This window comes from Oryzomonas sagensis, from assembly GCF_008802355.1.
GTDB lineage: Bacteria > Desulfobacterota > Desulfuromonadia > Geobacterales > Pseudopelobacteraceae > Oryzomonas > Oryzomonas sagensis.
On record NZ_VZRA01000003.1, the window covers coordinates 268,778 to 294,866 of the forward strand.

22 protein-coding genes are annotated in these 26,089 nt (G+C 57.9%); 14 read left to right on the top strand and 8 right to left on the bottom strand.

Features of this window, described 5'->3' with window-relative positions:
* The first annotated feature begins 21 nt into the window (after positions 1 to 21).
* From F6V30_RS12080 to F6V30_RS12125, 10 genes are all read left to right on the top strand, one after another.
* Positions 22 to 774, top strand: coding sequence for a DsbC family protein (locus tag F6V30_RS12080; RefSeq protein WP_191965674.1), 753 nt, complete (start codon positions 22 to 24; stop codon positions 772 to 774).
* 39 nt (positions 775 to 813) lie between these two features.
* Positions 814 to 6,093, top strand: coding sequence for a pilus assembly protein (locus tag F6V30_RS12085; RefSeq protein ID WP_151157207.1), 5,280 nt, complete (start codon positions 814 to 816; stop codon positions 6,091 to 6,093).
* A 73-nt stretch (positions 6,094 to 6,166) separates the two neighbouring features.
* On the top strand, positions 6,167 to 6,673 hold the full coding sequence (locus F6V30_RS12090) for a pilus assembly FimT family protein (protein ID WP_151157208.1): 507 nt from the start codon (positions 6,167 to 6,169) through the stop codon (positions 6,671 to 6,673).
* Entirely contained in the window at positions 6,663 to 7,046 is a 384-nt protein-coding gene (locus F6V30_RS12095) for a type IV pilus modification PilV family protein (RefSeq protein ID WP_246163477.1), read from the top strand. Before F6V30_RS12090 ends, F6V30_RS12095 begins: the two co-directional genes overlap by 11 nt.
* 11 nt (positions 7,047 to 7,057) lie before the next feature.
* Complete coding sequence (locus tag F6V30_RS12100; protein ID WP_151157210.1) at positions 7,058 to 8,344, top strand: prepilin-type N-terminal cleavage/methylation domain-containing protein; 1,287 nt, start codon at positions 7,058 to 7,060, stop codon at positions 8,342 to 8,344.
* A gap of 15 nt (positions 8,345 to 8,359) precedes the next feature.
* The gene (locus F6V30_RS12105) at positions 8,360 to 8,983 is read left to right on the top strand and encodes a hypothetical protein (protein WP_420850277.1); all 624 of its coding nucleotides are present in this window, start codon (positions 8,360 to 8,362) and stop codon (positions 8,981 to 8,983) included.
* A gap of 311 nt (positions 8,984 to 9,294) precedes the next feature.
* Positions 9,295 to 10,494 carry a cytochrome c3 family protein gene (locus tag F6V30_RS12110; RefSeq protein WP_191965676.1) on the top strand — a complete coding sequence of 400 codons (1,200 nt, stop codon included), beginning with the start codon at positions 9,295 to 9,297 and terminating at the stop codon, positions 10,492 to 10,494.
* 83 nt (positions 10,495 to 10,577) lie between these two features.
* Positions 10,578 to 11,054, top strand: coding sequence for a tetratricopeptide repeat protein (locus F6V30_RS12115; protein ID WP_191965677.1), 477 nt, complete (start codon positions 10,578 to 10,580; stop codon positions 11,052 to 11,054).
* Positions 11,055 to 11,253: 199 nt separating this feature from the next.
* A complete protein-coding gene (locus F6V30_RS12120; RefSeq protein ID WP_476739155.1) occupies positions 11,254 to 12,489 on the top strand; it encodes a tetratricopeptide repeat protein in 1,236 nt (411 codons plus the stop codon).
* A 44-nt stretch (positions 12,490 to 12,533) separates the two neighbouring features.
* Entirely contained in the window at positions 12,534 to 13,667 is a 1,134-nt protein-coding gene (locus tag F6V30_RS12125) for a TlpA disulfide reductase family protein (protein ID WP_191965678.1), read from the top strand.
* Between the two features lie 47 nt (positions 13,668 to 13,714).
* Here the strand turns inward: F6V30_RS12125 and F6V30_RS12130 are convergent, their stop codons facing one another.
* The 3 genes from F6V30_RS12130 to F6V30_RS12140 form a co-directional block, all read right to left on the bottom strand.
* Positions 13,715 to 15,151 carry a DUF342 domain-containing protein gene (locus F6V30_RS12130; RefSeq protein WP_151157215.1) on the bottom strand — a complete coding sequence of 479 codons (1,437 nt, stop codon included), beginning with the start codon at positions 15,149 to 15,151 and terminating at the stop codon, positions 13,715 to 13,717.
* Positions 15,152 to 15,363: 212 nt separating this feature from the next.
* Positions 15,364 to 17,301 carry a molecular chaperone HtpG gene (gene htpG, locus F6V30_RS12135; RefSeq protein WP_151157216.1) on the bottom strand — a complete coding sequence of 646 codons (1,938 nt, stop codon included), beginning with the start codon at positions 17,299 to 17,301 and terminating at the stop codon, positions 15,364 to 15,366.
* 155 nt (positions 17,302 to 17,456) lie between these two features.
* Positions 17,457 to 18,560 (bottom strand): NAD(P)-binding domain-containing protein, encoded by a 1,104-nt coding sequence (locus F6V30_RS12140; RefSeq protein ID WP_149305897.1) that lies wholly within the window; start codon positions 18,558 to 18,560, stop codon positions 17,457 to 17,459.
* A gap of 185 nt (positions 18,561 to 18,745) precedes the next feature.
* On the opposite strand from F6V30_RS12140, the gene F6V30_RS12145 reads away from it, so the two are divergent.
* Positions 18,746 to 19,087: a YtxH domain-containing protein gene (locus F6V30_RS12145; RefSeq protein ID WP_151157217.1), complete on the top strand. Its 342-nt coding sequence runs from the start codon at positions 18,746 to 18,748 to the stop codon at positions 19,085 to 19,087.
* Positions 19,088 to 19,093: 6 nt separating this feature from the next.
* On the opposite strand, the gene F6V30_RS12150 is transcribed toward F6V30_RS12145, so the two are convergent.
* Genes F6V30_RS12150 through rfbC form a run of 4 tightly spaced genes read right to left on the bottom strand, consistent with a single transcriptional unit; the run spans position 19,094 to position 22,481 of the window.
* Positions 19,094 to 19,930 carry a DUF3047 domain-containing protein gene (locus F6V30_RS12150; protein ID WP_151157218.1) on the bottom strand — a complete coding sequence of 279 codons (837 nt, stop codon included), beginning with the start codon at positions 19,928 to 19,930 and terminating at the stop codon, positions 19,094 to 19,096.
* Positions 19,931 to 19,935: 5 nt separating this feature from the next.
* Complete coding sequence (gene yrfG / locus F6V30_RS12155) at positions 19,936 to 20,625, bottom strand: GMP/IMP nucleotidase (protein WP_151157219.1); 690 nt, start codon at positions 20,623 to 20,625, stop codon at positions 19,936 to 19,938.
* 39 nt (positions 20,626 to 20,664) lie between these two features.
* Complete coding sequence (locus F6V30_RS12160) at positions 20,665 to 21,939, bottom strand: MFS transporter (protein WP_151157220.1); 1,275 nt, start codon at positions 21,937 to 21,939, stop codon at positions 20,665 to 20,667.
* Positions 21,936 to 22,481 carry a dTDP-4-dehydrorhamnose 3,5-epimerase gene (gene rfbC, locus F6V30_RS12165; protein ID WP_151157221.1) on the bottom strand — a complete coding sequence of 182 codons (546 nt, stop codon included), beginning with the start codon at positions 22,479 to 22,481 and terminating at the stop codon, positions 21,936 to 21,938. The genes F6V30_RS12160 and rfbC overlap by 4 nt, the downstream gene beginning before the upstream one ends.
* 131 nt (positions 22,482 to 22,612) lie before the next feature.
* Here rfbC and F6V30_RS12170 point away from each other — a divergent pair, with 131 nt between their 5' ends.
* Entirely contained in the window at positions 22,613 to 23,875 is a 1,263-nt protein-coding gene (locus F6V30_RS12170) for a M16 family metallopeptidase (protein WP_151157222.1), read from the top strand.
* A gap of 10 nt (positions 23,876 to 23,885) precedes the next feature.
* On the opposite strand, the gene dut is transcribed toward F6V30_RS12170, so the two are convergent.
* Positions 23,886 to 24,350 carry a dUTP diphosphatase gene (gene dut / locus F6V30_RS12175; RefSeq protein ID WP_151157223.1) on the bottom strand — a complete coding sequence of 155 codons (465 nt, stop codon included), beginning with the start codon at positions 24,348 to 24,350 and terminating at the stop codon, positions 23,886 to 23,888.
* 105 nt (positions 24,351 to 24,455) lie between these two features.
* Between dut and F6V30_RS12180 the strand changes: the two genes are divergently transcribed.
* On the top strand, positions 24,456 to 25,553 hold the full coding sequence (locus F6V30_RS12180) for an aminopeptidase (protein WP_151157224.1): 1,098 nt from the start codon (positions 24,456 to 24,458) through the stop codon (positions 25,551 to 25,553).
* A gap of 19 nt (positions 25,554 to 25,572) precedes the next feature.
* Complete coding sequence (locus F6V30_RS12185) at positions 25,573 to 26,076, top strand: hypothetical protein (protein WP_151157225.1); 504 nt, start codon at positions 25,573 to 25,575, stop codon at positions 26,074 to 26,076.
* Positions 26,077 to 26,089 lie beyond the last annotated feature (13 nt).

Below are 26,089 nucleotides of genomic sequence, written 5' to 3' on the forward strand. Positions count from 1 at the left end.
TGTATTGCGATAGGTACACTGTTGCTGCTGTCGTCCCCCACGTTGGTGTGGGCACATGAAAGCGCTGTTCGTGGCGATTGCACCTCGTGTCACACCCTCTCTCCGGCGGAGGCCACCCAACTCCTGAAAAAAGGGGGCGGGACGGTCAAATCCGTCAAGCAGGCGCCCAATCGCGGCATGTTCGAACTGCTTGTGGAAAAAGACGGTCGAGAAGGGATCGTGTATCTCGATTATGGCAAGAAGTTCCTGATACAGGGATTGGTCCTCGGCCTGGATACGTTTGAACCCGTTGCATCCCACGGCACCCCGGCCTTGCAGCCCAAGAAGATTGCAACCATCAACCCGGTTTCCATCCCGGACCAGTATGCCTTGAACCTCGGCAACCCCGACGGCGCAAAACGTCTCTACGTCTTTACTGATCCCGACTGCCCCTATTGCCGCAACCTGCATGGCGAGCTGAAGAAGTTGGAGAAGCTGGCCCCCGACCTGTCGATACGTGTCATGCTCTTCCCCCTGCCGATACATGAGGGAGCCTATGACAAGGCGCGGGTCATCCTGGGACGTAAGAGCAGGGAACTGCTGGATGCTGCCTTCGCAGGGAAAGACCTGCCGCAACCGGTTGGTGACGAAGGCAAGGCGCAGCTTGATGCCGTCATGGGCTTTGCCTATGCCCATGGCCTTACCGGCACACCCACCATCGTGTTTCCCGATGGCTCGGTGGTGGTCGGCATTCGGGATGCCGTGACGTTGAAAAGTTTGCTGGAACGCATGTAGAAAACGGCAAGACGCAGGAGCACTGTGGGAGGAGTTACCATGAAATGTAGACTGGACATGCCTGGGTTGGTTTTAGCTGCGTTGCTGCTGGCATTTTGGGGGGAGGGGACTCCGCTGCACGCGGCTTCCAGCCAGACGACCTATACCCCGAGCATGTCGGATTACTGCGTGCAGCCACCGTTCCTGGCCGGTTATGTCCCCCCCCAGGTGCTGTTCACCATGGGCAAGGACCACAAATTCTACTATCCTGCCTATAACGACGCCTCGGATATCGACGGCGACGGCCAACTCGAAACCGGGTACACCCACTCCTACGATTACTACGGCTATTTCGACTCCCACAAGTGCTACAACTACAATAGTTCCGGCGGCCGCTTCGAACCCTACGGCGAGGTTGACGCCCAAAAGTACTGCACCGGCACCAACGCCGGCATGTGGAGCGGCAACTTCCTCAACTGGGCCACCATGTCCCGGGCCGATGTCATCAAGCTGGTGATCTATGGCGGCTACCGCACCTCGGACAATCAGGGGAACGCCTACGATGTGATCAGCGGCGAATATATTCCCCAGGACGGCCACATCTGGGGCAAGGAGTACCTGGGGAGCGACGCCTCTAAACTATTCCCCTCCGGAGGCAGCAATCGCGCCCTGTTCTGCGTCAACGGGACCACGGTCGGCGGCAACAACATCTCGCAGTTGAAGGTGATCCCCGATGCCACCGCAGTGTCGGGAGTGACGGTTACGGGCGGCTTGCGGGCCTGGAATTGGGTCAACGTGGACGGTAACAGCAATATCTGCTCCGACAACGCCATCGATCTGAATGGCGACGGGCAAGCCGAGTCCGCCACTCTAACGGGACTGACCAAGTACAACGTCTCGGTCAAGGTCTGCGATCCTGCCTCCGGCTTCATCACCGACGCCAACTGGGAGGCGAAGCACTGCAAGGCCTACGGCACCAACTACCGTTCGGTGGGGCTGATGCAGCTTTACGGTGAGACCGCCAACAGCGCCAAGGTCTGCAGCAAGGACATGTACACCGCCTGCACCAGCGACAGCAGCTGCTCCTCCATCGGCAAGGGGCAGTGCGTCAATGCGGCCAACATGTTCTTCGGCATGATCGCCGGGTCGTACCAGAACCCCAAGGCGGGCGGGTATATTAGAAAGGACATCTACAGCATCAACGAGGAGACCAACCAGAGCAACGGCCAGTTCCAGACCTCCGCCAGCAGCGGCAAGGGGCTGCTCATCAAGTCCATCGAGCAGTTCAAGGCCCAGTCGAGCTATCCGCTGAACACCCAGTGGGGCAACCCCATCGGCGAGATACTGTACGAAGGGATGCGCTACTGGGCCGGCAAGGGCACCCCCACCTCCGACTTTGTTGCGGGCATCTCCAATGGTTCGAACGGAGATAACGGCAACTATTCATCCCAGCCGGACTGGGACACGCCGGCGACCCTGTATCCCGCCTGCTCCATGCGTTTCAACCTGGTCTTTTCCGACGTCTACAACAGCTTCGACGACGACCAGTTACCCGGATCGGCCTTCAACAGCAGCTTTAGCGGGGACCTCCCCAACCTGAACGTCCAGACACTGGCCAATCGTATCTGGAACAACGAAAACATGAATGGCACAACACTGAACAAAATGGTAGTGGGGGAGTCGGGGACCGATACATCCGGCCGTTGCGACAGTAAAGATGTCAGCGTCAGCGGCATGGGGGCCATCCGCGGGCTCTGCCCGGCCGAGGGGGATTTGAAAGGGTCCTATTACCCCGCCGCCGTGGCCCTGTACGGCCACAACTCCCTACTGAGCAACACCAGTACCCCGAATGCGCTGACCTATGTGGTGGCCTTTACCTCCAACGTACCTGAGATCAAGGTGACGACAGCAGCCAACACGCAGGCCCTGATTATGCCCTACGGCAAGTCGGTGTCCAACAGTTACGGTTGGAACTGCACCACATCCAATACAAACTTTAACGTTGCACGAGTGACTGACGCCGCAGGGAAGCTTGTGTCGAATCTGAGCATCGACGCGAAATCCGGCTCTACCACCTCCAGTTGCCCACCCATGGCAACAGTCGGTTACTATGTCCTCGATACCGAGTACGACTCTTCCAATAACCTCAAGTATGTCAAGTTCAACACCTCCTTTGACGATTTGGGAGGGACCGATTATGACCTGGACGTACTGGCCGAATACACGGTCTGCGCCTCTGGAGCGACCAACTCGAACTGTGCGGCGGCAAACCCTACGGGCGATCAGGTATGGGTGCAGGTCAAACGGGTCTATTCGTCAGCCGGTAATCCCGACGCATTTGGTTTCACCATCGCCGGAGTGGGAGACAGCTCCGGCGCCTACATGATCGTCCAGCATACCGCATCCCCACCTTCCGGGTCGTCGTGGGCCAACACCACTACCCCATTGCCCACGACCTCCCAGTCCATGACCTTCCATGCAAGCTCCGCAACCGTTTCACTGCCCAAACCGCCCCTCTGGTACGCGGCCAAGTACGGCGGGTTCAAGGACTCGGAGGGGACCGGACTGCCATATACCGATGCCACCTGCGACCCCGCCACCCGCGGCTCGAACACGCGCAATACCCGCTGCAACGAATGGGATACCGTGGGGAACGGCACCCCGGACAACTACTTCCTGGTGACCGACCCGAGCAAGATGGAGGAGCAACTACGCAAGGCACTCGATTCCATTCTGGCGCGGGTCGCCTCGGGTACGGCGGCGTCGATCCTCAACAACAGCCAGGGGAGCGGCGCCAGCCTGATCCAAGCGGTCTTCTTTCCGCGCAAGGACTTCGACAACGGGACGTCGGGTTACTGGATCGGCGAGCTTTATAATATGTGGTATTACCTGGATCCATTCCTCCAGACGACTTCCATCAGGGAAGATACCAATAAAGATTATAAATTGAACCTGAAGGATGACAGGATTGCCCAGTTTTATTTCGATTCATCCCAGAACAAGACCCTGGTGCAGCTGTACAGCGACGCGAATGGCGACGGCACGCCTGATTCGGCGACGCCGGACGTCGTTGTGGACCCCGATACGATCAGCAGTTTATGGAAGGCCGGGAAAACCTTGTGGACCAGGAACCCCACCAGCGACCCGCGGCTGCTCTATACGCACACGGATGATTCTTCCCTGGACATCTTCAATAGCAATAGCTTGACCAAGTTCACCACTCTGACCTCTGCCTACAATCCGGCGCTTCAGAATAAGAGTACCATCCTGTCGTTGCTCGGCATGTCCGACGTCACCAAGACCGGCAAGGTGATCGACTACATCAACGGCAGTGACCAAAGCGCGGATAGCGACGGCACCCGCTACCGCAACCGCAAGGTCAGCATCGATAATTGCGGCGTCAGCAGCACCAATCTGGAACCCACCTCCACCGATAGCTGTTACCGTGTCTGGAAGCTCGGCGATATCGTGACATCCACCCCCAAGGTGGTTTCCACGGTGAGCCAGAACTCCTACAACCTCACCGTTCCCAACGGCTATAACGACCAGACCTATGCCGCCTTTCTTAAATCGTCTACCTACCAGAATCGGGGGATGGTGTTCGCCGGCAGCAACGACGGGATGCTGCATGCCTTCCGCCTGGGGATTCTCAAGGAGTTGAGCGGCAGATTCGACAAGGCGCAGTTTTATTATTCCGGCAGTCCGGCTACCAGCAGCAGCAATCTGGGCCGGGAAGAGTGGAGTTTTATCCCGAAACAGGCATTGCCCTATCTGCCCTACCTCAAGGATCCGGCTTATTGCCATATCTATTATGTGGACAAGTCGCCATCGCTCATTGATGCGAGCGTCATCAAACCGTCAACATGCTCCTCGTCCGCGAACTATTGGGATTGCGTCAAGAGTACGGACGGTTCTACCTGGAAGACCGTGCTGGTTGGGGGAATGGGGTATGGCGGCGCGGCCAAATGGAACGGAGACCCGGCCTACAACGCTCCGACAGACAGTGTCAAAACGCCCATCAAGGGGACAACCGCCGCTACCGGGGTTGGGTATTCCTCCTACTTTGCTCTCGACGTGACCAACCCTGCCACCCCCACGTACCTGTGGGAGTTCCCCGGCACGACCTCCGCCGTCGGTCAACTTGGCTTTTCCACGACCGGACCGGCATTTGTCCGCATTGCGGGAAAGGTCAAGGCGTCGAACGGCGTGACGGACACGACTGCACCTGACCATACAAAAAACGGCCGCTGGTTTGCCGTGTTCGCCTCGGGTCCCACTGGATACATTGATACGGTAAAGCATACCTTTACGGGACAGTCTGATCAGCAACTGCGTATCTTTGTGGTTGATCTGGCAACCGGTGCCCTGGTGCGGACGATCGACAAATTCGCCGATAATACGACTCTGCCGGCTAACGCGTTTGCCGGTTCCCTGTCCACCGGCGTCATCGACACCGATCGGTGGAATTCGGCATCCACCGGATGGTACAGCGATGACGCCGTCTACATCGGATATGTGCAACAGGCCAGCGACGGCACCTGGACCAATGGCGGCGTGATACGATTGGTGACCAAGGAAAACACCGATCCCAGCACCTGGGTCGCCTCGTCCCTTATCAGCAATGGTATCGGCCCTGTTACCACTTCGGTGACCAAGCTGCAGGATCGCAGCAACAAAAACCTCTGGCTGTATTTTGGAACCGGCCGTTATTTCTTCAAGGGCGACGACGGTATTGGGCAACGGACCCTGTACGGCATCAAGGAGCCCTGCTACAGTACCGCGAACCGGTACGCCAGAACCGGGCTCGGCAACATCACTGGTGGAACGGACAATGATATCGATCCCACCTGCACCGATTCGTCACCATCAGGGCTGGTGAATCAATCCGGCACAAGCTCATCTGCGCCGAACACGACCATCAGTAAGACCGCTCCAGGGTGGTACATCAACCTGGACGCGGCCGACAGCACCAACTCCATCAATGCCGAACGGGTGATTACCGACCCTATTGCCAGTGCCGCCGGAGCGGTGTTTTTCACCACCTTGAAGCCAAGCGGCGATGTGTGCAAATTCGGCGGCGATACCCTGATATGGGCGGTGCGCTACGATACCGGCGGCACGCCGCCTTCCGCAGCCATGCAGGGAAAAGCCCTGATACAGGTTTCCACCGGGGCCTTCTCGCAGATATCGTTGCAGTCCGCCTTCGGCAACTCGAACCCACGGTACAATTTGCGGCGTCTGGCGACCCCGATTTCCGGCGTTCCCCCCGTTTCCCAGGGGCTCTCCCTGGTCACGAACCCGCCGCCGGTAAAGAAGTTCCTGCATGTTAGAGAGAAGTAATGCTGTCGTGTGCCGGGCGAGGGTTGCAAATTTCTTTTTGCGCTCTCTCTGGACCCGGCCGGGGAGATAAGGGATGAACAAAGCAGGGTTCACATTGATTGAACTTATCGTTACCATGGCCATCATTGGGATAATTCTTTCTATTGCTACGCTCAGTTTCACTACCATGCAGCGCAAGGCTCGGATCGAGAGCCTGACGCGGCAGATATTTGCCGACCTGAATGATGCCAGGCTCCATTCCATCTATCAGAAGAAACGACACAGGATTACATTCCAACCCACCAGCTATGTGATGAAAAATTACAGCAGCGACAACGAGGATAGCTTGACGGGGGGGCACGTCCTTTTCACCAAAAATATCGCTTATCAACTGAGCCTGAACAATGGCAACTCCATAGCGGGCACTTTTTTTGAATTCGATATCAGGGGCATCTCGAACAATGCGCTTAACTTCTTCATCAACCCGGTAAATAGCGGCGCCATGTTCGATTGTATCGCTGTTGGCATGGCTAAAACCAATATGGGGCAGGGAGTGGACAGTGACAATAATGGGCAACCGGACAACTGCAATGTTAAATGACAACGGGTTTACCCTTATCGAGTTCCTTGTGGCCATCGTTATCCTCATGGTGGGGCTTTTGGGACTTTTGCAGGCTGTAAACGTATCCCTGAATCACAATCTCCAGAACCAGTTGCGGAACGAGGGCGTTGTCGTCGCGGATGAACAAATGGCCAGGGAGATGGCCAAAGGCTATGATCTCGTTTCAACATCCACCAGCTCCTACGTTATCAGTAATCGCCCGGTTTTAAATGCATTTAAGAATTTTTCGGTTACTCGGTCCGGAATAATTCTCCAGAACTCCAAACAGGTCAATATTGCGGTCTCTTGGCACCATAGAGGGGTTTCGTACAACCATGGAGCGTCGGCGGTAATCACAAAGACAAATCAGTGAATGGAAATACTATGCGAGTGAATAACAAAGGTTTTACTCTGACTGAAGTTTTGATTGTCATGACGTTTTTCGTGATTGTGCTGATGATAACGGGAAGCGCATTCAAGACGATCCTCGAACAGAGTAACAAAGTGTTTCGGAGTGAGGAAAGCAATATCGAGGGGGTCGTCGGGCTCGAAATGCTGAGACATGACCTGCAACAGGCCGGTTTGGGGCTCTTTACCGAAACCTCGTCGATCGCGTATACCGGAGAAGCCTTGAATGCCCCCGCAAGCACCTATAACGACTTCAATACCGGTACCGAGCCGCCGCGGCCGATCATAGCCGACAATAATGTGGCATCTGTCTCGTTGGACCCGGACGGTAGCGGTAACTACAAGATTCTTGCCAATACCGACTATCTGGTTATCAAGGCCACCACGGTCGGCACCTCCAAAACCGCCCAGAAATGGACCTACCTTGAAATCTCACCACCCAACGTTACGCCCCATTCCTGGGCATCAGCAGCTGAGAACCTGGGAAACAACGATAATGTCGTATTACTCAAGCGGCAGGTGAGCGCCACCGGTCAGAGTACGACGCTCATGGCGAACCCTTCAGGCTCCCCGACCAACTTCTCCTATGCCTTCAGCAATTCGGCCTTTGCCCAGTTTTCATCATCGAGTAACGCTATCTATACGGCGTACGGCATTGACAGTTCCACCCCCCGCATGCCCTTCAACCGGGCCGACTACTTTGTCGCTCAGCCGACGAGTAGTGCCGGTTCACCCGATGCAAGCAGGATTCCCGCTGTCTGCGCCAAGGACGCCAATGGCAATCCCAGCCCCTATGTCGGCATCCTCTACAAGGCGATGGTCAACCACTCCGATGGCAAGCTGACGTATTTTCCTCTCTTGGACTGTGTTGCCGATATGCAAGTGGTCCTCGGATGGGACATGGACGGTGATGGTGCAATCGATTGTTATTCGAATGCAAATGGTAGTGTCATGACAGGCGTCTGTACTGCGCCCACTGGCGGCACGGTCTCTACTGCGCTTTCAGCGGCAAACAACGCTTCCGCCGCCACGGTGCCGAATATCAGGAACAACCTGAAATTGGTGAAGATTTATGTGCTGGCCCAGAACGGCAGGCGCGATCTGAACTATACCAGCCCGTCGCCGATTGTAGTCGGTGACAGTAATGCGGCTGAAATAAGCTTGACCAGTTCCTACGATCTGGCTGCTAAGGGGCTGCTGAATTATCGATGGAAGTTGTACCGTCTCGTGGTGCGTCCCAAAAATCTCTTTTCCAATGAGTAAGCTGAGGTGATGGCCTTGAACAGGATAAAGAATGAAGATGGTTTCGCCTTGATCACATCCTTGATGCTGACTCTGATATCGCTCACGATTGTTATGGCTCTGCTCTACATGATGACCCAGAGCGTCCAGGTGTCAGGGCTGAACAAGCATTACAAGACCGCTCTCGAGGCCACCTATGGCGGGGCAGAGATATACGCCAAGGATATTCTGCCGTTTATCATGCGGAACTACTCGAGCGCCACCATGGCGGCGGACCTTCAGACGGCCTTTAGCAATGGTGTTACCGTGACTAAGCTGCTTTCTGACCAGTCGTGCATTCAGAGCAAGTTAACCAAATCGACCGCCAATTGGCCTGCTGGGTGCAGCAGCACCCCCTACGCGACAAAAGAAAGTTCCGATATGAGTTTCACCATGGCAGCTGTTACGGGCAGTCCGTTTGTCGTGTATTCCAAGATTGTCGACACGGTGAAGGGTAATTCCGACACGAGCGGTCTTCAACTGGAGGGCTCCGGAGTTGCGGAATCCAGCACTGTTCTCACGCCACAGTCGATTCCGTATATTTACCGTATGGAGCTTAAGGGAGAACGACAGAATAATCCCATGGCGCAGGCTAATATCGAGGTTCTGTACGCCTACTGATCCTGCCGCGATCCGACGCGATCCAAGGCCCCTTGTATGCGCAGCCGATATGATGCAAGAAGGCTTTCTGGATAAATCGCTTGACAATTAACTACATACATGGTTTTAAAGCACAGTTGCAATGTTATGATTTACTTGATTGAAGGAGGGATTGTACTGTGCGCAGGAAGACTCCATGTGCTGTAGCTGTGATGTTTGTTGCTGGTCTGTTGCTCCTCTTGTCCACCGGCACCGCGAACATTGCTTTTGCATTGTCCAGCCAATCCGCTCCCCCCAAGGCATCCTGCATTACCACCGATTGTCACGGCAAAATGGGTACCGAAAAATATGTTCATGGTCCCGTGGCCACGGGCGAATGTACCTTCTGCCACAAGCAGACCGGGAAACACAAGTTCGAGGCCATAGAGAACACGGGCAAGCTGTGCGCCGAGTGCCACGAGCGTCTCGATACCCACAAGTATGTCCATGCACCGGTCAAGCAGGGTAAATGCTTCACCTGCCACGATTCTCACCAGTCCCCCAATAAGTACCAGCTTCGTGCCGCCGGCGCGGAACTCTGCTTCAAGTGCCACGACCGCTCCATCATGAAGGGCAAGTTCGTCCATGGGCCGGTTGCCGTGGGGAGTTGCACCACCTGCCACGCCGTACACCAGGGCGATTTCCCCAAACTGCTGCGGACAACCGTCAACGCCGTCTGTTTCGAATGCCATGCCGATAAGGCCGAGGCCTTCAAAAACAAGAAGTTCACCCATGCTCCGGTTCAGAAGTCCTGCACCGCCTGCCATGATGCCCATAGCGGCGAGTACCGGTACAACTTCAAGGCCGATGGTTCGGAGGAACTCTGCCTTGGCTGCCATAAGGAAAAACAGACGGATATCAACTCGGCGACCGTGAAGCACAAGGGGCTTGCCACGGAAAAGAAATGCCTTGCCTGCCATGACCCCCATGTCTCCGATTACGTCAAACAGTTGACCATGCAACCTGCGGACCTCTGCATGAGCTGTCATAACAGGGAGTATGGGAGCGGTACGACGCGGGTGGCAAATATGAAGGCCATGCTGGATGCCAATACGGATTTTCACGGTCCCATAAAGCAGAAGGACTGCTCGGGGTGCCACAACACCCACGGTTCCAAGAATTTCAGGATTCTGCGCGAAAACTTCCCCCCGGTTTTTTACGCCGGCTATAACCCGGAAAATTACAAGCTGTGCTACATGTGCCATGAAAAATCCCTGGCCGACGATGAGCGAACCACAAAATTGACCGCCTTCAGGAATGGCGATCAAAACCTGCATTTCGTCCATGTCAACAAGGCGGTAAAGGGGCGCACCTGCCGGGCATGCCACGATGCCCACGCGACCAACAATCCCCGCCACGTGCGGGATACGGTTCCCTTTAACGCCTGGAAACTGCCGGTCGGTTTCGAGAAGACCGCCGATGGCGGACGGTGTCTGCCGGGGTGCCACAAGCAGTTCGCCTATGACCGGAAGCATGCGGTGAAGAATCAATAATGGCAGATGGCAACGCAGAGCGTTTGGCGGTATCGACCCCACCCCGCCTGTCTGGTGGCAGGCTGTTGTGGGGTGTTGCGGGTATGGTCGCACTCACGGCCGTTTCTTCCTGGGCGGCAGACGGAACCGCGTCCAAGGCGGCCGCGGAAAAGGAGCCGCCGCCCGTTTCTGCCCCGGCCGCCCCGCACTCTCGGGACAATGAAATCCTCGGCCTGCGGGAGCAGATCGCTCGGGCACCGGACGACGCCGTCCTGTATGTGCGCCTGGGATACCTGCTGCTGGACGCCGACGCCCCGGCAGAGGCAAAGACGGCGTTTGACGAGGCGCTGAAACGCAATCAGCACTCCCATGCCGCCATGACGGGGGAGGGGATTCTCCTGGCCCGCGCCGGGAATCTCCGGGAGGCCGAGCAGGTATTGAAAACGGCCCTGCTCCGCAATCCGAATCCGGTCAGGACCCACTATGAGCTGGGGCGCGTGTACGAGGCCTCGGGCGACCTCGACAAGGCGCTGGCGGAGTACAAAGAGGGTATAGCGAAATTCCGGCAGGGGAGAAAGTGACGCCCCCTCCCGCCGCCTCTTTCCACCCAGGTTGTTTGACGGCCGATACCTGTCAGAAGGAACGATGATCAGGACGATCCCCCTATCCACTGTTTTGCGTGCCTTGAAAAGAACCGCGCTGCCGGGTGTTTTGGTCGCGGCCTGTGCGGGCCTGCCCGCCACTCCCGCCGATGCGACGCTCCAGCTGCTCCAGTCCGGCATGGAGGCCCCCGATTTTTCCCTGCGTCAGCTGTCCGGCGGACAGAGGTCGTTTGCCAACCTGAAGGGGGAAAAACTGACGATCCTCCTGGTCTGGTCCACCTGGGACAAAAAATCGGAACAGGCCCTGGCCCGGATGGAGAAGCTGTATCAAAAATACCGCGACCACGGGCTTGCGGTCGTGGCCATCAAAGCGGATGTGCAGGAGCGTGCCGATGGCGTAATGGCGCAGGCCCGTTCGACCGTCGAGCGGCTCAAGCTGAGCTATCCGGTTCTCGTGGACAGCGGTCTGGACTATTTCCACGATCTCGGCATCATTGCCCTGCCCACGACGGTCATTGTGGACAAGGAGCGGGTCATCCGGTACGAGCTTTCCGGCTATCCCCTGGTGGGCGCGGAAGAGATGGCGGATTTCGTGANATCCCTGGAGGGGGCGAAACCGGCCATAGCGGCGAAGAAGGGATATCAGCCGACCAAGAACGCGCTTCGTTTCTACAACATGGGGCGGAACACCCTGAAGTCGGGGCGCATGGCCGAGAGTTCCGAGATGTGGTTCAAGAAGGCCATCGAGGCGGACCCCGCGTTTGTCCTGCCCCACATCAGCCTGGGCAAATTCTATATGCAGCGTGGGGACAAGGCCCTGGCCGAGGCGCAGTTCCGGGAGGCCCTGGGCAAGGAGCCGACCCACGTCATTGCCTTGTGCGAATCGGCTCTGCTGTTGTTCGAGGACGGCCGGCTGGCGGAAGGGCAGAACTTGCTGGAGAGCGCCTTGAAGGCGGACGAATCCTACACGCCGTGTTATTACTATGCGGGTTTTGCCTATGGCAAACAGGACAAGCCGGAGGATGCGTTGCGGATGTTCGACGCGGCGGAGAAGATCAATCCGCTGGACTACAACCTGTACGTGTACAAGGGGCGGATGTTTGAAGGGCAGAAAAAACCGCAGGAAGCTGCTGGGGCCTACCGCAAGGCCCTGGAAACCATTTTTCAGACCGACGATATCCTGCGGCGCACACAACTGAACCCCGGCAGCAAGACGGGGGAGGGGATTCTCCTGGCCCGCGCCGGGAATCTCAAGGAGGCCGAGCAGGTATTGACAGCGGCCCTGCTCCGCAATCCGAATCCGGTCAGGACCCACTATGAATTGGGGCGCGTGTACGAAGCATCGGGTGATCCCCACAAGGCCCTGGCGGAGTACCAAGAAGGCATAGCAAAGTATCGGCAGGGGAGAAAATGACACTCGATCCCGCTTCAGGCGTGAGATGCAGAGCGGAAGGAATAATGTCCCGAAAAAGAGTTTCAACCCGTGATCTTTTTTTGAAGAGAACCGCGCTTCTGGCCACACTGTTCACCGCGTACGGCATGTTCCTGTTCACCCCGGCGGCTGCGACGCTCCAGCAGCTCCAGTCCGGCATGGAGGCCCCCGATTTTTCCCTGCGTCAGCTGTCCGGCGAACAGAGGTCGTTCGCCAACCTGAAAGGGGAGAAGCTGACGATCCTCCTGGTCTGGTCCACCTGGGACAAAAAATCGGAACAGGCCCTGGCCCGGATGGAGAAGCTGTATCAAAAATACCGCGACCAGGGACTTGCGGTCGTGGCCATCAACGCTGACGGGCAGAAGATCTCCGCCGCCGACCTGGCGCGGATTCGCTCGACCGTCGAGCGGCTCAAGCTGAGCTATCCGGTTCTCGTGGACAGCGGTCTGGACTATTTCCACGATCTCGGCATCATTGCCCTGCCCACGACGGTCATTGTGGACAAGGAGCGGGTCATCCGGTACGAGCTTTCCGGCTATCCCCTGGTGGGCGCGGAAGAGATGGCGGATTTCGTGAGCGCATCCCTGGAGGGGGCGAAACCGGCCATAGCGGCGAAGAAGGGATATCAGCCGACCAAGAACGCGCTTCGTTTCTACAACATGGGGCGGAACACCCTGAAGTCGGGGCGCATGGCCGAGAGTTCCGAGATGTGGTTCAAGAAGGCCATCGAGGCGGACCCCGCGTTTGTCCTGCCCCACATCAGCCTGGGCAAGTTCTATATGCAACGTGGGGACAAGGCCCTGGCCGAGGCGCAGTTCCGGGAGGCCCTGGGCAAGGAGCCGACCCACGTCATTGCCCTGTGCGAATCGGCTCTGCTGTTGTTCGAGGACGGCCGGCTGGCGGAAGGGCAGAACTTGCTGGAGAGCGCCTTGAAGGCGGACGAATCCTACACGCCGTGTTATTACTATGCGGGTTTTGCCTATGGCAAGCAGGACAAGCCGGAGGAGGCGTTGCGGATGTTCGACGCGGCGGAGAAGATCAATCCGCTGGACTACAACCTGTACGTGTACAAGGGGCGGATGTTTGAAGGGCAGAAAAAACCGCGGGAAGCTGCTGGGGCCTACCGCAAGGCCCTGGAAACCATACTCCAGATTCACTAGAAACCGGTGAGGTGATGGTTTGTGACGAGCCGTCCCGTCTGGGGCGGCTACCTTTTTTGATACTCGAGAATAAAGGCCTTCTCGATGTCGCCTGCCTTGACGTCCAGGCTGGTCAGGGAAAGATAGCGAAGTCCGCTGTCAATCGTGTTCTCGGTTGCGCTGAGAGGCCCGTCATGGGGGTCCTTGATCTCTTCGTTCTGCATCCCGACCACCAGCAGACTGTTGTCGTAGAGAGTCCCTTTGACATTGACCTTCGGGTTGGCCCGTTCATCGACCTTTGAGCGGATTTCCATGATCCGGTCCGTCAGGGCTGCCCTTTTCTGGCGCAACTCCTCGATTTCCTGAAGCGTTCCCGCCTCCCCGCTCTGCTTGTGGTTGAGGGCAAGCTCCTCCATAAGCCTTTCGAGTTCTTCGGCATCGTGATAATCGACGCCCACGGTCAGCTTTGTCCTGACCGAGGCCATCGATCCGATCTTTTTGGCTTCAATCCCTCCCAGCGCGGTATACGAGCCTCCGGCAATCGCCCCCCTGTTGACGATGATCCTGCCCAGCGACCTGACGATGCAGTTGTGCAACTCCACCTCAACGATGATATCGCCGGCGCATTCGACGATGCAGTCATGGATGAACTGCGCCTTGATGCTGCCGCCGCACACGATGCTTCCCTTTCCCTGGCCATCCATGCCGCAGAGGGAAATGTCGCCGCCGCTCTGGATGCTGCAGTTGCCGATATTGCCGGTGACGCGCAGCCCCTTGGTGGCGTGGACGCTGAAATCGTCGAGCACGTCCCCGCGCACTTCAACGATGCCGTTGAAGACGATCGAGCCGACCCTGAAGTTGACATCCCCGGACACCACGTACTCTTCCTCAACGGATATTTCGCCGGAGGCCACGCATACCCTGCCGGCGGCACTGGCCACAAGCCGCTCTCCATCGTCCTCGACGGTGATATTTTTGCCGATTTTGAGGGCCAGGGGTTTGCCGGGCAGGGGGGGGATGGTCTCGCCGGTCACGCTTTTGCCGGCTGACCCGGGGGTTGGGGGCGTAACGTGGGCGATCTCGTCGCCCGGCATGACGTTGATAAAGGTCTGAACCTGGTGCAGGTCGATGGCGGCGCTGTCATCGCCATCCGCTTGGGCGGCAACGGCCGGTTGTACCGTATAGGAAAGCCAGCCGTCGATCCCGTTGACGGGCGGGATGCCGGTTGCCACCACCACGTTGCGCTGCGCTTGTCCGGCAGCGGCATTGACCGCAAAGGTGTTGAGGGCGCCTTCGTTAAAGTTTCCTTTCACCCCGGCTGCCGCCAGGTAGCCATTCAGGTCGTCCCGAGTCATCATGGACCCCTGCGGGCGCGGCACATAGCTGCAAAGGCATTCCTGCTTGTCCTTGGAAATGGCGATAAACAGGCTGTAGCCGAGCTTCTTGAATTCCTTGCCCGGGATGCTCTCCTTGGCTCCATCTCCTGCCGATGTGTCGCTCATCATGAATATAGCTCCGTTCGTTGGATCGATCCCTGGTTATTTGACGTATAAACGTCGCGGTGGAAATAGGCTGGGGGGACCGTTCGAGTGAGAGTGGTGCTTTAATCAATATCGGCATAATGCAGGCAAATTTTTAGAGATATTTGAATTTTTATTGCGGGGCGCAGGGCGGGGCGGTTGGCCTCCCCCGGCAGGACCGGGGGAGGCTGTCTCAGTTATTTCGCTGCTGCTTTAACCATCAGTTCGCTGACGAGTTTCGTAAAACGCAGCGGGTCCTTGATGGGCGACCCCTCGGTCAGGAGGGCCTGGTCGTAGAGCAGGTCGGCATAGTCGCCCAGGGCCGGGGCATCCTTGTCTGCCGTGTGAAGCTCGGCCATTACCTTGAGGATGGCGTGGTCCGGGTTCAGCTCCAGGATGCGTTTTGATTCGGGCACACTCTGGTTGAGCGCTTTCATGATGCGTTCCATGTTGGCGTTCATGCCATGTTCGTCGGCAACCAGGCAGCAGGCGCTGTCGGTCAGGCGGTTCGAGAAGCGCACCTCCTTGATCTTGTCCTTCAACCGGTCCGTAATGAGGGACACCAGGTCGGAGTATTCCTTCTGGGCCTCCTCGCGTTTCTTTTCCTTCTCCTTTTTTTCCTCTTCGCTATCGATGCTGATATCGCCGCGATCGACCGCCTTGAGCTGTTTGCCGTCGTATTCGGTAAGCGCCTGGACCACCCATTCGTCCACCGGGTCGGTCAGGAACAGCACCTCGAAGCCCTTCGAGCGGAACACCTCCAGGTGCGGCGATTGCTCCAGGGCTTCGCGGCTGGTGCCGGTGATGAAATAGATCTCCTTCTGTGTCTCGGGCATGCGCTCCACGTACTCTTTCAACGATACGAAGGAGCCGCTCTCGCTCCGCGTGCTTTCGAACAAGAGCAGGTCCTGGAGTTTTTCCTTGTTGGCAAAGTCGAAGTGGACCCCTTCCTTGAGAACCTGGCCGAACTCCTTCCAGAACGTCACGTAGGAATCGTAGTCCTTTTCCTTTTCCTCGGCCAGGGTGGAGAGGACCTTGCCGACCAGATTCTTCTGGATGCGCTTGATCTGTACATCCTCCTGGAGGATCTCGCGGGAAACGTTAAGGGGAAGGTCGGAGGAATCCACCACGCCCTTGACGAAACGCAGGTAGTCGGGGATCAGTTCTTCGCACTTGTCGGTGATGAAGACCCGTTTGACATAGAGCTGCAGCCCTTTTTTGCGGTCGGCGAAGAACATGTCGAACGGCTTGTGGGCCGGCAGGTACACCAGCGCCTTGAATTCACTGGTGCCTTCGGCCGAAAAGTGTATGGTGCGGAAGGGGTTCTCGAAGTCATGGGAGATGTGCTTGTAGAACTCGTTGTACTCCTCTTCGGTCACATCGCTTTTGGAACGCGCCCAGATGGCCTTCATGGAGTTGAGGATTTCCTCTTCCGTCTTCTCGATGGTGCCGGCCCCCTCGATCTCCGTGCCGTCCACTCCCTTGGGCACTTCGGTACGCGTAACGTCCATCACCACGGGGTACTGGATGTAATCCGAGTACTTTTTAATGATGGAGCGGATCTTCCACTCGTCCAGATACTCTTTGAACTCATCCTTCAGGTGCAGGACAATCTCGGTGCCGCGCTTTTCCCGGCTGCACGGTTCGATGCTGTAGGAGCCATCGCCGGCGGATTCCCAGCAGCATCCCGTCTCGATGGAGCCGGCCGCGCGCGTGAAGAGCGTAACCTTGTCGGCGACCATGAATGATGCGTAAAAACCGACGCCGAACTGGCCGATCAGTTCCGGGTTGTCGCTGGATACCTTGTCCTTGAGGCTCTGCATGAAGGCTTTGGTGCCGGAACGGGCAATGGTGCCGATGTTCTCCTCGACCTCGGCGATGTTCATGCCGATGCCGTTGTCGAGGATGGTCAGGGTGCCCGCATCCTTATTGGGGATGAGCTTGATCTTCCAGTCGCTGTTTCCTTCCAGTACCGATTCGTTGGAGTGGGCCTCAAAGCGTACCTTGTCGATGGCGTCGGATGCGTTGGAGATCAGTTCACGCAGGAAAATGTCGCGATTGGAGTAGAGGGAATGGATGACCAGATCGAGAAGTTGCTGTACCTCGGTCTGGAACTGTTTGGTCGTCTTGGACATGCTTATGCACTCTCCTTTGTGGGATGGAATCGATATGAAGCCAACATAATCATCGCAGGGATAATTTTCAAGGGGGGCACTGGTCTGAAACGGGAGCCGCGTGCGGCGCGCCGTGCGCAGGAATGAGCTCCGGCACGCCGCAAGCGGCGCGCTTTCTAATTTCCCGTTTTCTTTCTGATGGCCTCCACGACGTGGTAGGCGTCGTTGATGGCGGTGTAGATCAGGTTGGGATGGCGCTCCTCGGCAATGGCCCCTTCTTTGATCTTCATGTAGGAAGGGGAGATGGCGCCGCCGATGACATAGACCCCTTTGCGGGTGGATTCGAATTCAGAGGTCAAAAGCGCCAGGCGATCCCCCTCCTTGGCGATCTTGCAGACCCCGGCCGCGCAGGTGATCATCTGGATGCCGAGTTTGTCGAAGATCGGCATCGGCCCTTGGGAACCGATACAGGCGATCACGTTCTCCATGGGAAAACTCAGGGCGTGGTACAGGTCGATCCCATCCGCCTGCTTGAATTCGTTGATGCGGATGACCAGACGGTCCACCCCCTCCTTATCCACCTCGCCGATGCGCGGCGTGGCGCCGGGATACAGACGGATATTGCCCCCCAGCAGGATTTCTTCGCCCAAACGCTGGGCCGTCTCCTTGTTGACGTCGAATTTTCCCGACGTGTGGGACCAGTAGACCGGCTGGTTGTCGTTCACCTCCCGCTTGGCCTTGAGTATGGCGATGACCACATCGGCCGCGGTGTTGCCGCCGCCGATGACCAGTGTCTTGACGCCGACGTATTTGCCGGCATCCTCCAGGTTCTTGGCCACCATCTTGGCATCGCCGTATACCGAGAGTTCACGGGGGATGCTGCTTCCGAAGGCAAGCACGACCTTGCGTCCGCGAAACACGCGCTTGTCGGTTATCACGGAGAGCACGTCCCGCTCTTCACGAATATCCTCCAGGGCAACCTCGGTTTGCACATTGATCTTCTCGTGCTGCACGAAATGCTGCACATACTGGATGTAGCTCTCCACCGTGACCGGCTTGTCGGGCGGCCGCAGTTCGTCCACCAAAAACGGTTCCGGCGCGTCCTTGGGTTTGGAGGCGTACACATGCTTGCCCTCGGGATAGGTATTGGCGATTCCCTGGAATACCGCTTTACCCGATTCAAGCACCAGGTAGGAGAGGCCATGCTTGTGGCACAGGTAGGCGGTGGCCAGGCCGGCCGGGCCGCCCCCTATGATGAGTACATCGTACAATGAGCTCATGCGTATCCCCTATCGTGAGATAATGATTATATATGCGATTTTTTATAACATGACTTCCGGCCAAGATAAAGCGCATTAGGGAAAAATTGTACGCGGAGAGAAAGGGGGGGCGACCGGTAGATTTTTCCTTTCGGTAGGGTACAATGATAACAATAGAGATCCGTACGTACAAAAGGAGGCCGATCATGGAGGAGAGAGATAAAAAGGTTGCTGCGGCAGCATTGCTGATGGTGGCTGGCGGCATCGTGGGGGCAGGGCTTGCGCTGCTGTGGGCGCCCCAGTCCGGCCAGCGCACGCGGCGGGATATCTCGCGCTATGCCAGGCGCGCCAAGACCCGGGCCGATGAAGCGGTGGAGGATCTTACGACCAATATCAACGACCTGGTGGAAACCATCGGCGAAAAGACCGACGAACTGGTCGAAAAAGGCAAGGATGTGGCGAGCGGCGCCCGCAAGGACTTGATGCGGTTGATCGAAGAGGGCGCATCACGCCTTGAGAAGTTCCGGACCAGGCTGAGCCGGATGTAGCAGCCCCTATTGCTGGTTTTGGGCGGGCGGAAGTGCCGCCGGAGGCGCCGGGTGAGAGCCGTTGCCGTTGGTTTGCTCCTTCGGCAGCGGCTCCTTCGGCTTTGCCGGGTGCGTTTTTGCCGGCTGCTCTTTGGCCGGTTGCTCCTTTTGCTTCGGTTCCTTCGGTTTCTGCTCCTCTTCCCGCGGCGCCGGAAGTACGGTTATATCGCCGTAGTAGCCGGTTGCGGACTCATGGGTGTTGTCGCTGTCGGTCATGATGGCGATGGCACCGACCTTGGGGGCCTCTTCGCCGAAGGCGGCGCGATAGTCTTCGGCAAAATTCCGCCGGTGGGAGGTCCAGCGTCCGGCCAGCTCATCGCCCCCATCCACGGCAATCATGACCACATTCTTCGAGTAGGGGTTGCGGATGCTCTCACCTTTGCGCAGGACGTTGCCCCACACGTACTCGATTGCCCGAGTCTTGGAGAAAAATCCCCGGGGAAACACCACGTAGAGGCGGGCGGCAAAGTCGTGTCCGTCTTTGGTCCGCTCGTTCCCCTTTTTGACCGTATGGTCGATCTTCCATGACCACTTGATGATCGGGTATGCCTTGGGATCGATATCGATCTTGTGGAGCAAGCCCGAAGCCGAATCGTGGCTTTTCCCCATCAGAACGCTCTTCCCATTGTCCTGAACAAAGGTGTAGGCCGATTTTTTCGAGCCGAAAACGGTCTGTTCCTTCCATCCCGCGAGTTCCGCCGAACTGAACTTGCCGATGCGCAATTCGGATTCGGCTGCCAAGGCGGGGAAAACGGTCAGAAAAACAAAAATAACAGCGATGCAGAGCGTCCGGTAAGGTTGCATGTCGTTTAGCCTTTAAAAATGGTTATGGTTTTTTCATCGCCTTCGGGTATCAGGGCACTGAAGTACTCGATGGAGGCGAAGACGGGTGAAGGTTTCGGTTGAATCGTGGAGCTGAAACGGCTGATGTACACCGGATAGCCGATGCCGTATCGCTGTGCCGTGGCAAGGTTGGTTTCGCTGTCTTCCCCCAGCATGGTCCGGGTGGGATCATAGCTGACGAACCTCTGGAGCGTCTCCCAGAAGCGGTCGTCCTCCTTGGGCAGGCCGACTTCGTGCGCCGAGACGATGCCGTCGAAGTATGTCCCGATGCGGGTGGTTTTCATCTTCAGGTCCAAGGTCTTGGAATGGGCATTGGTCACCAGCCAGACGTTCTTGCGGTTTTGCCGCAAAAACAGCAGGAATTCCACCACGAAGGGGTGAACGGCGATCAGGTGCTCCACCTCCTGTTTAAGCCGGGGGATGTCCAGTTCCAGCCGCTCGGACCAGTAGTCCAGGTCGGTCCAGTTGAGGGTCTGTTCCTGGGATTTGAACAGGGCGTGCAGGTGCTTTCGGGCGTACTCCTCCGTCGTGCCGTTGCGGGCGGCCCACCGTTTGGGGACGTGCTCCAGCCAGAAGTGGTCGTCGAAGTGCCGGTCCAGCAGGGTGCCGTCCATGTCCAGAAGGACGGTGTCGATGGTGTTCCAATCAATGATCATGGCAGAAAAGTGAGGAGCGGTTTAAAGGGTTTCAGTTGTTCAGCGTCTGCCGTTGGCCATTTTCAGGCTTTCGGGAGAGCGGCGGAGCCACCACATGAAGACCGGCCCGGCCACCCCGCCGACTCCCAGGCTGGCGAATGCCAGGCCCCAGGCGCCGTTGACGCCGGGGAGCGGTTGCCAATTCCGGAAGATATCCAGGGCCCAGCCGAAGACCGTCGGCGAGATCGTGGCGAGAGAATAGCCGACCAGGGATTGGAGCCCCATGGCAGCCCCCAGATAGCCGGGAGCGACCAGTTCCGTCAGCCCGGTGGAGAAAACCGGCGATTCGGCCACGACCAGATAACCGTACAGCAGACCGATGGTCAAGGTCAACCATATGTTGGAGTTGATCAGCCAGCCAAAGGAAAATGAGAGCAGGCCGCTGGAAAACATGACCATGGCGATGGTGGCGGTGCGGCCGAAACGGTCGGAAAGGGTGCCGGTCACGGCGGTCGAAAACGCGCCGATGCCGACCAGCAGCGCGGCAATGGTCGACGCGAGACCGGTGGCCCGCCCCTGGCCGTAGCCCCAGCCGACCAGGGCGGCCGTGAAGAACGGCGCCAGCCAACTCCTCATGCCGTACATCTCCCACATGTGGGAGCCGTAGCCTAAGATCATCAGGAGGGCCGGCCGGTTCCTGACCACCTCCACGGTGTAGCCCCTGGCGCTGTGCGCCCTGGGGACGGGGCGACAGCCGCGGAAGAGCGGAACGGAAAGAAGCGCCCCGGCAAACACCCCGGCAGAGCAGCAGATAAAGGCGACACGCCAGCCATAGAGCCCGCTCAGCCACCCGGTGACGGCCAGGGAAAGCGAGGAGCCCAGCATCAGCGAACCGACGTAGATACCGATGGCCCGGCCGCGCCTGGCCGGGGCGAACCGCTCAGCGACCAGCTTGAGCCCCGGCATGTAGGTGCCCCCCATGCCGATGCCGGTCAGGGCGCGCAGGATCAGGCCGCTGGTGAAGTCGTGGGCGTACAGGGCAAACAGCAGGTTGGCGGCGGCAGACCAGAGGGCGGCGCCGACGAAGATCAGTTTGGTGTTCATGCGATCGGTCAGGGTCGAGAGGATGACCCCCGAGGCGATGTAGCCCAACTGGTAGACCGAGAAGATCATGCCCGCCCGGGTGTTGCTCATGTTCCATTCCTGCCGCAGGATGGGTAGAATGGCCGAGTAGTTGATAAACACCAGCATGATGAAGAGCTGGCACAGGCAGAGCCGCACGAGCCAGCGGGTATCCTCCCGTTCCTGGCCGGTGCCGGGGGATGCCGTGGTCATGGAAACAGGTCCGCTTCCTTGAATCGTTTTCCCTCGCGGTCCTTGGCGGAGATGGTCGGTTCCGCGGCAAGCGGCCACTGGATCGCCAGATCGGGGTCATTCCAGGCGATGCAGCGTTCGTGCTCCGGTGCCCAGTAATCGGTGGTCAGGTACAGGAATTCGGCATGTTCCGAGGTGACGCAGAAGCCGTGGGCGAATCCGGGGGGGACCCACATCTGCCGCTTGTTTTCTGCGGTGAGGTGCGCTCCGAACCAGGCGCCGAACGTGGGCGAACTGCGGCGGATGTCCACCGCCACGTCGAAAACCTCACCGACGATGACCCGTACCAGTTTTCCCTGGGGGTGTTGAATCTGATAGTGCAGCCCGCGTAGGACCCCGCCGGTCGAACGGGAGTGGTTGTGCTGGACGAAGGTGGCGTCGAGCCCGGTCAATTGGCGCCAGACCCGTTCGTTGAAACTCTCGAAGAAAAAACCGCGTTCATCGCCGAAAACCTTGGGTTCGAGGATGATAACGTCGGGAATGGTGGTGGGAATAATGTTCATGGCTGCTCCGCAGGAAATGGGATGGTGAACCTGTTCTAGCAAATTCAGGGGGCATGCCGCAAGAGATACTTTTTGCAGAACCGCCCCCTAAACAGGGTGGATTTTTCTGAAAAGCGCGCTATGATGGGGGCATGATCAATTCTACTCTTTTACCCAACGGCGTCAGGCTCATCAGTCAGCGTGCCGAACATATGCATACCGTTTCCATCGGCATCTGGGTTGCCAACGGCACGCGCCACGAATCCACGGACAATAACGGCATCGCCCACTTCATCGAGCATCTCCTCTTCAAAGGGACAAAACGGCGCACCGCACGCCAGATATCCCACGAGATCGATTCCATGGGAGGCATCCTCAATGCCTTCACCGGCCACGAATACGTCTGCTACTACGCCAAGGTGCTGGCTTCATTCCTCCCCAGGGTGGCGGATCTCCTGACCGACATCTTTCTCCATTCCAATTTTCCGGCGGATGAGATCGAGCGTGAGCGGAAGGTGATCCTCCAGGAGATCAAGATGCGGGATGACGCGCCGGAAGAGTGCATCCACGACCGTTTTCACCAGAGCTTCTGGAAAGGGCATCCCCTGGGGCTGTCGGTGCTTGGCTCGGAAGAAACGATCAGCCGGCTCTCCCGCAATGACATCGTCACGTACAAACAGAACCATTACCGCCCCGAGGATATCATCATCTCGGCCGCCGGCAACGTGAACCACGCTGAGCTGGTCACTCTCATGGAGGCGGCTTTCTCGGGGATTTCGTCGCGCGGGGTGCCGGCTGCCGCCGCCGGAGCGATCAGTCCTTCCGGCAGGGGCGTCAACCTGATCGAGCGGGACCTGGAACAGTCCCTGATTTGCCTGGGCACGCGGGCACTCCCCCAGAATCATCCCGACCGCTATGCCTTGTTTCTGCTCAACACCATTTTGGGGGGCGGCATGAGCTCGCGTCTCTTTGAAGAGGTGCGCGAGAAAAAGGGCTTGGCCTACTCGGTCTATTCCTATGTCATTGCCCACGCCGACTCGGGCTCGCTGGTGGTGTACGCCGGGACGGAACAGAAGCACTGCCGGGAGGTGATCGACATCGCCCTGCGGGAGATGGGGCGTCTGAAGCGCGAAGCGGTTCCGGCGGACGAACTCGATTCCGCCCGGGAGCAACTCAAGGGAAAGATTCTCATGTCCCTGGAGAGTACCGACAGCCTGATGACCCGCCTGGCCAGAAACGAGATCTACCTGCAGCGTTATCAGCCGGTCGAGGAGGTCCTGGCCGGTTTTGATGCCGTCGGCGCCGACGATATCATGGCGCTGGCGAGCGAGCTTTTCGACGGCAGCAAGCTGAATCTGGAAGTGATGGGCAAGGTCGCCGGACTTGACGTGACCGGGGACCGTCTGGTCTTCTGAAGTGCTGCGGTCAATCCCTGCCGGTATGGCCGAAACCTCCTGCACCACGTGAACTGTCTTGGCTGAACTCCTCGACAATATTCAACTCTGTCTGGATCACCGGCACAAACAGCATCTGGCAGATGCGTTCGCCCGGCTCCACGGTGTAGGCCGTCGCGCCCCGATTCAGGATGCCGATGCCGATCTCTCCTTGATAGTCCGAATCGATAACCCCGACCGTGTTGGCCAGCACAATCCCGTGTTTGATGCCGAGTCCCGAGCGGGGCACCAGGAGAGCCACCAGGCCCGGGTCATGGATGCTGATGGCTATGCCGCTGGGGACCAGCACGGTCTCTCCGGGCTGCACCGTGAGGGGGGCGTCCAGGCAGGCCCGCAGGTCCATGGCCGCCGAACCGCCGGTGGCATAGGTGGGAAGCGGGATGCGCGAGCCCATCAGCGGGCTCATGATTTTGGTTTCAATTTTGTGTCTGTTCATGATAGCTTTCCCGGCAATTCAGAATGACTGCGTTTGGCCGCTACCATAACCAAGAGGGGCCGGCAAGCGCAACCAAAATCTGCTGGTAAAAAGGGGTTGTGTCTGATGAAAGATAATAGAATTACTCAGTTTGCAGAGATATTGGTAGACTATTCTACGCGGGTGAAAAAGGGCGACGTGGTGCTGATCAACGCCGCAGGGCTCGAGGCCCTTCCCCTGGTCAAGGAACTCCACGCCCTCTGTCTCAAGCGGGGCGCCGCGTATGTGGAATATGCCTTTTCCGTCCCCGAGATCGACCGCAATTTCTACAACCTGGCCAACAAGCAGCAGTTGGAGCATTTTCCCCAGCACAAACTGGATTTCTTCAAGACCCTGACCGTCTACATCGGCATCGCGGCCGGCGACAACTCCATGGTCATGGCCAATGCCCGCCAGCAGGCCATGGTCGCCTACCAGAAACTCACCAGACCGCTGGTGGACCAACGGGTCAAGCATACCCGCTGGGTGGTGACCCGCTACCCGACCCACGCCGCGGCCCAGGAAGCCAAGATGAGTTTGGATGAGTATGAAGATTACCTGTTTTCGGCCTGTTGCATCGATTGGCATGCCGAGTCGAAAAAACAGGCCAAACTCAAGAAGCTGATCGACAAGACCAAAGAGGTTCGCATCGTTGCGCCGGATACGGATCTGGCGTTCAGTATCGACGGCCTGCCGGGGATCAAATGCGACGGGCGCCTCAATATGCCGGACGGCGAGGTGTTCACCGCGCCGGTCCGGGATTCGGTCCAAGGGCATATCACCTACAACTGCCCCAGCATCTATCAGGGCAAGGAGTTCAACGGCGTGCGCTTCGAGTTCAAGGACGGCAGGATCGTCAAGGCCAGCGCCAATGCCGGCATGAGCGGGGCGCTCAACAAAATCCTGGATACGGACGAGGGGGCCCGCTATATCGGCGAATTTTCCCTGGGAATCAATCCCGGCATCCGTCGCCCCATGCGCAACATCCTCTTTGACGAGAAGATCTTCGGCTCGATCCATTTCACGCCGGGTCAGGCCTACGATGAGTGCGACAACGGCAACCGCTCCGCCGTGCATTGGGATCTGGTCAGAATCCTTGCCGATGGCGAAATCTGGTTCGATGGCGTCCTGATCCAGAAGAAGGGCGTGTTTGTCCATAAGGATCTGTTGGAACTGAATCCGTGACAGGGGTGGAATGATCCGTATGAGTGAAGAGAAACAACCCGAGATCGAATTTGAACATGATGATTTCGAGAGCGCGTCGTTCGACGATGAACTCCGGGTGGATGGGTGTTGCCAGGAATTGCTCAAGCGCTTTTACCTCCATCTGGTCGGCAGGGGCATGACGCCGGAGCAGGCATCGGAGCTGGCCTTCAGCGCCGATCTCTATCTGCGGGACTACGTGGTGGATTTTGCCCGTGAGAACGTGTCCCGGCCGCAACCGGGCATCGTGAGGCGCTTTGCGGCGACATGGTTCATCACCCACACGCTCGATCCGGAGATGCGCATCCTGGAGCGGCACCTGGCCGGCGTCCGCGAGCTGTATCGCTATCTGCACGGACAACACCTGATCTCCCGGGAAGAACTCGATTTTCTTGAGGCAGAGGCGGCCCAGACCGATTATTATAACCAGCGTATCGAGAGCTTTCTCGCCATTGTCGGCGACGGCTATTTTGCCTGGGAAGCGGAATGCCCCCTGCGGGGCTGACATTTTCACTGTA

Coding starts and splice junctions, on each gene's coding strand:
- F6V30_RS12085 (WP_151157207.1), top strand. CDS start 814: ATGAAATGTAGACTGGACATGCCTGGGTTGGTTTTAGCTGCGTTGCTG.
- F6V30_RS12090 (WP_151157208.1), top strand. CDS start 6,167: ATGAACAAAGCAGGGTTCACATTGATTGAACTTATCGTTACCATGGCC.
- F6V30_RS12095 (WP_246163477.1), top strand. CDS start 6,663: ATGTTAAATGACAACGGGTTTACCCTTATCGAGTTCCTTGTGGCCATC.
- F6V30_RS12100 (WP_151157210.1), top strand. CDS start 7,058: ATGCGAGTGAATAACAAAGGTTTTACTCTGACTGAAGTTTTGATTGTC.
- F6V30_RS12110 (WP_191965676.1), top strand. CDS start 9,295: ATGGGTACCGAAAAATATGTTCATGGTCCCGTGGCCACGGGCGAATGT.
- F6V30_RS12115 (WP_191965677.1), top strand. CDS start 10,578: ATGGTCGCACTCACGGCCGTTTCTTCCTGGGCGGCAGACGGAACCGCG.
- F6V30_RS12125 (WP_191965678.1), top strand. CDS start 12,534: ATGTCCCGAAAAAGAGTTTCAACCCGTGATCTTTTTTTGAAGAGAACC.
- F6V30_RS12130 (WP_151157215.1), bottom strand. CDS start 15,151: ATGATGAGCGACACATCGGCAGGAGATGGAGCCAAGGAGAGCATCCCG.
- htpG (WP_151157216.1), bottom strand. CDS start 17,301: ATGTCCAAGACGACCAAACAGTTCCAGACCGAGGTACAGCAACTTCTC.
- F6V30_RS12140 (WP_149305897.1), bottom strand. CDS start 18,560: ATGAGCTCATTGTACGATGTACTCATCATAGGGGGCGGCCCGGCCGGC.
- F6V30_RS12145 (WP_151157217.1), top strand. CDS start 18,746: ATGGAGGAGAGAGATAAAAAGGTTGCTGCGGCAGCATTGCTGATGGTG.
- F6V30_RS12150 (WP_151157218.1), bottom strand. CDS start 19,930: ATGCAACCTTACCGGACGCTCTGCATCGCTGTTATTTTTGTTTTTCTG.
- yrfG (WP_151157219.1), bottom strand. CDS start 20,625: ATGATCATTGATTGGAACACCATCGACACCGTCCTTCTGGACATGGAC.
- F6V30_RS12160 (WP_151157220.1), bottom strand. CDS start 21,939: ATGACCACGGCATCCCCCGGCACCGGCCAGGAACGGGAGGATACCCGC.
- rfbC (WP_151157221.1), bottom strand. CDS start 22,481: ATGAACATTATTCCCACCACCATTCCCGACGTTATCATCCTCGAACCC.
- F6V30_RS12170 (WP_151157222.1), top strand. CDS start 22,613: ATGATCAATTCTACTCTTTTACCCAACGGCGTCAGGCTCATCAGTCAG.
- dut (WP_151157223.1), bottom strand. CDS start 24,350: ATGAACAGACACAAAATTGAAACCAAAATCATGAGCCCGCTGATGGGC.
- F6V30_RS12180 (WP_151157224.1), top strand. CDS start 24,456: ATGAAAGATAATAGAATTACTCAGTTTGCAGAGATATTGGTAGACTAT.
- F6V30_RS12185 (WP_151157225.1), top strand. CDS start 25,573: ATGAGTGAAGAGAAACAACCCGAGATCGAATTTGAACATGATGATTTC.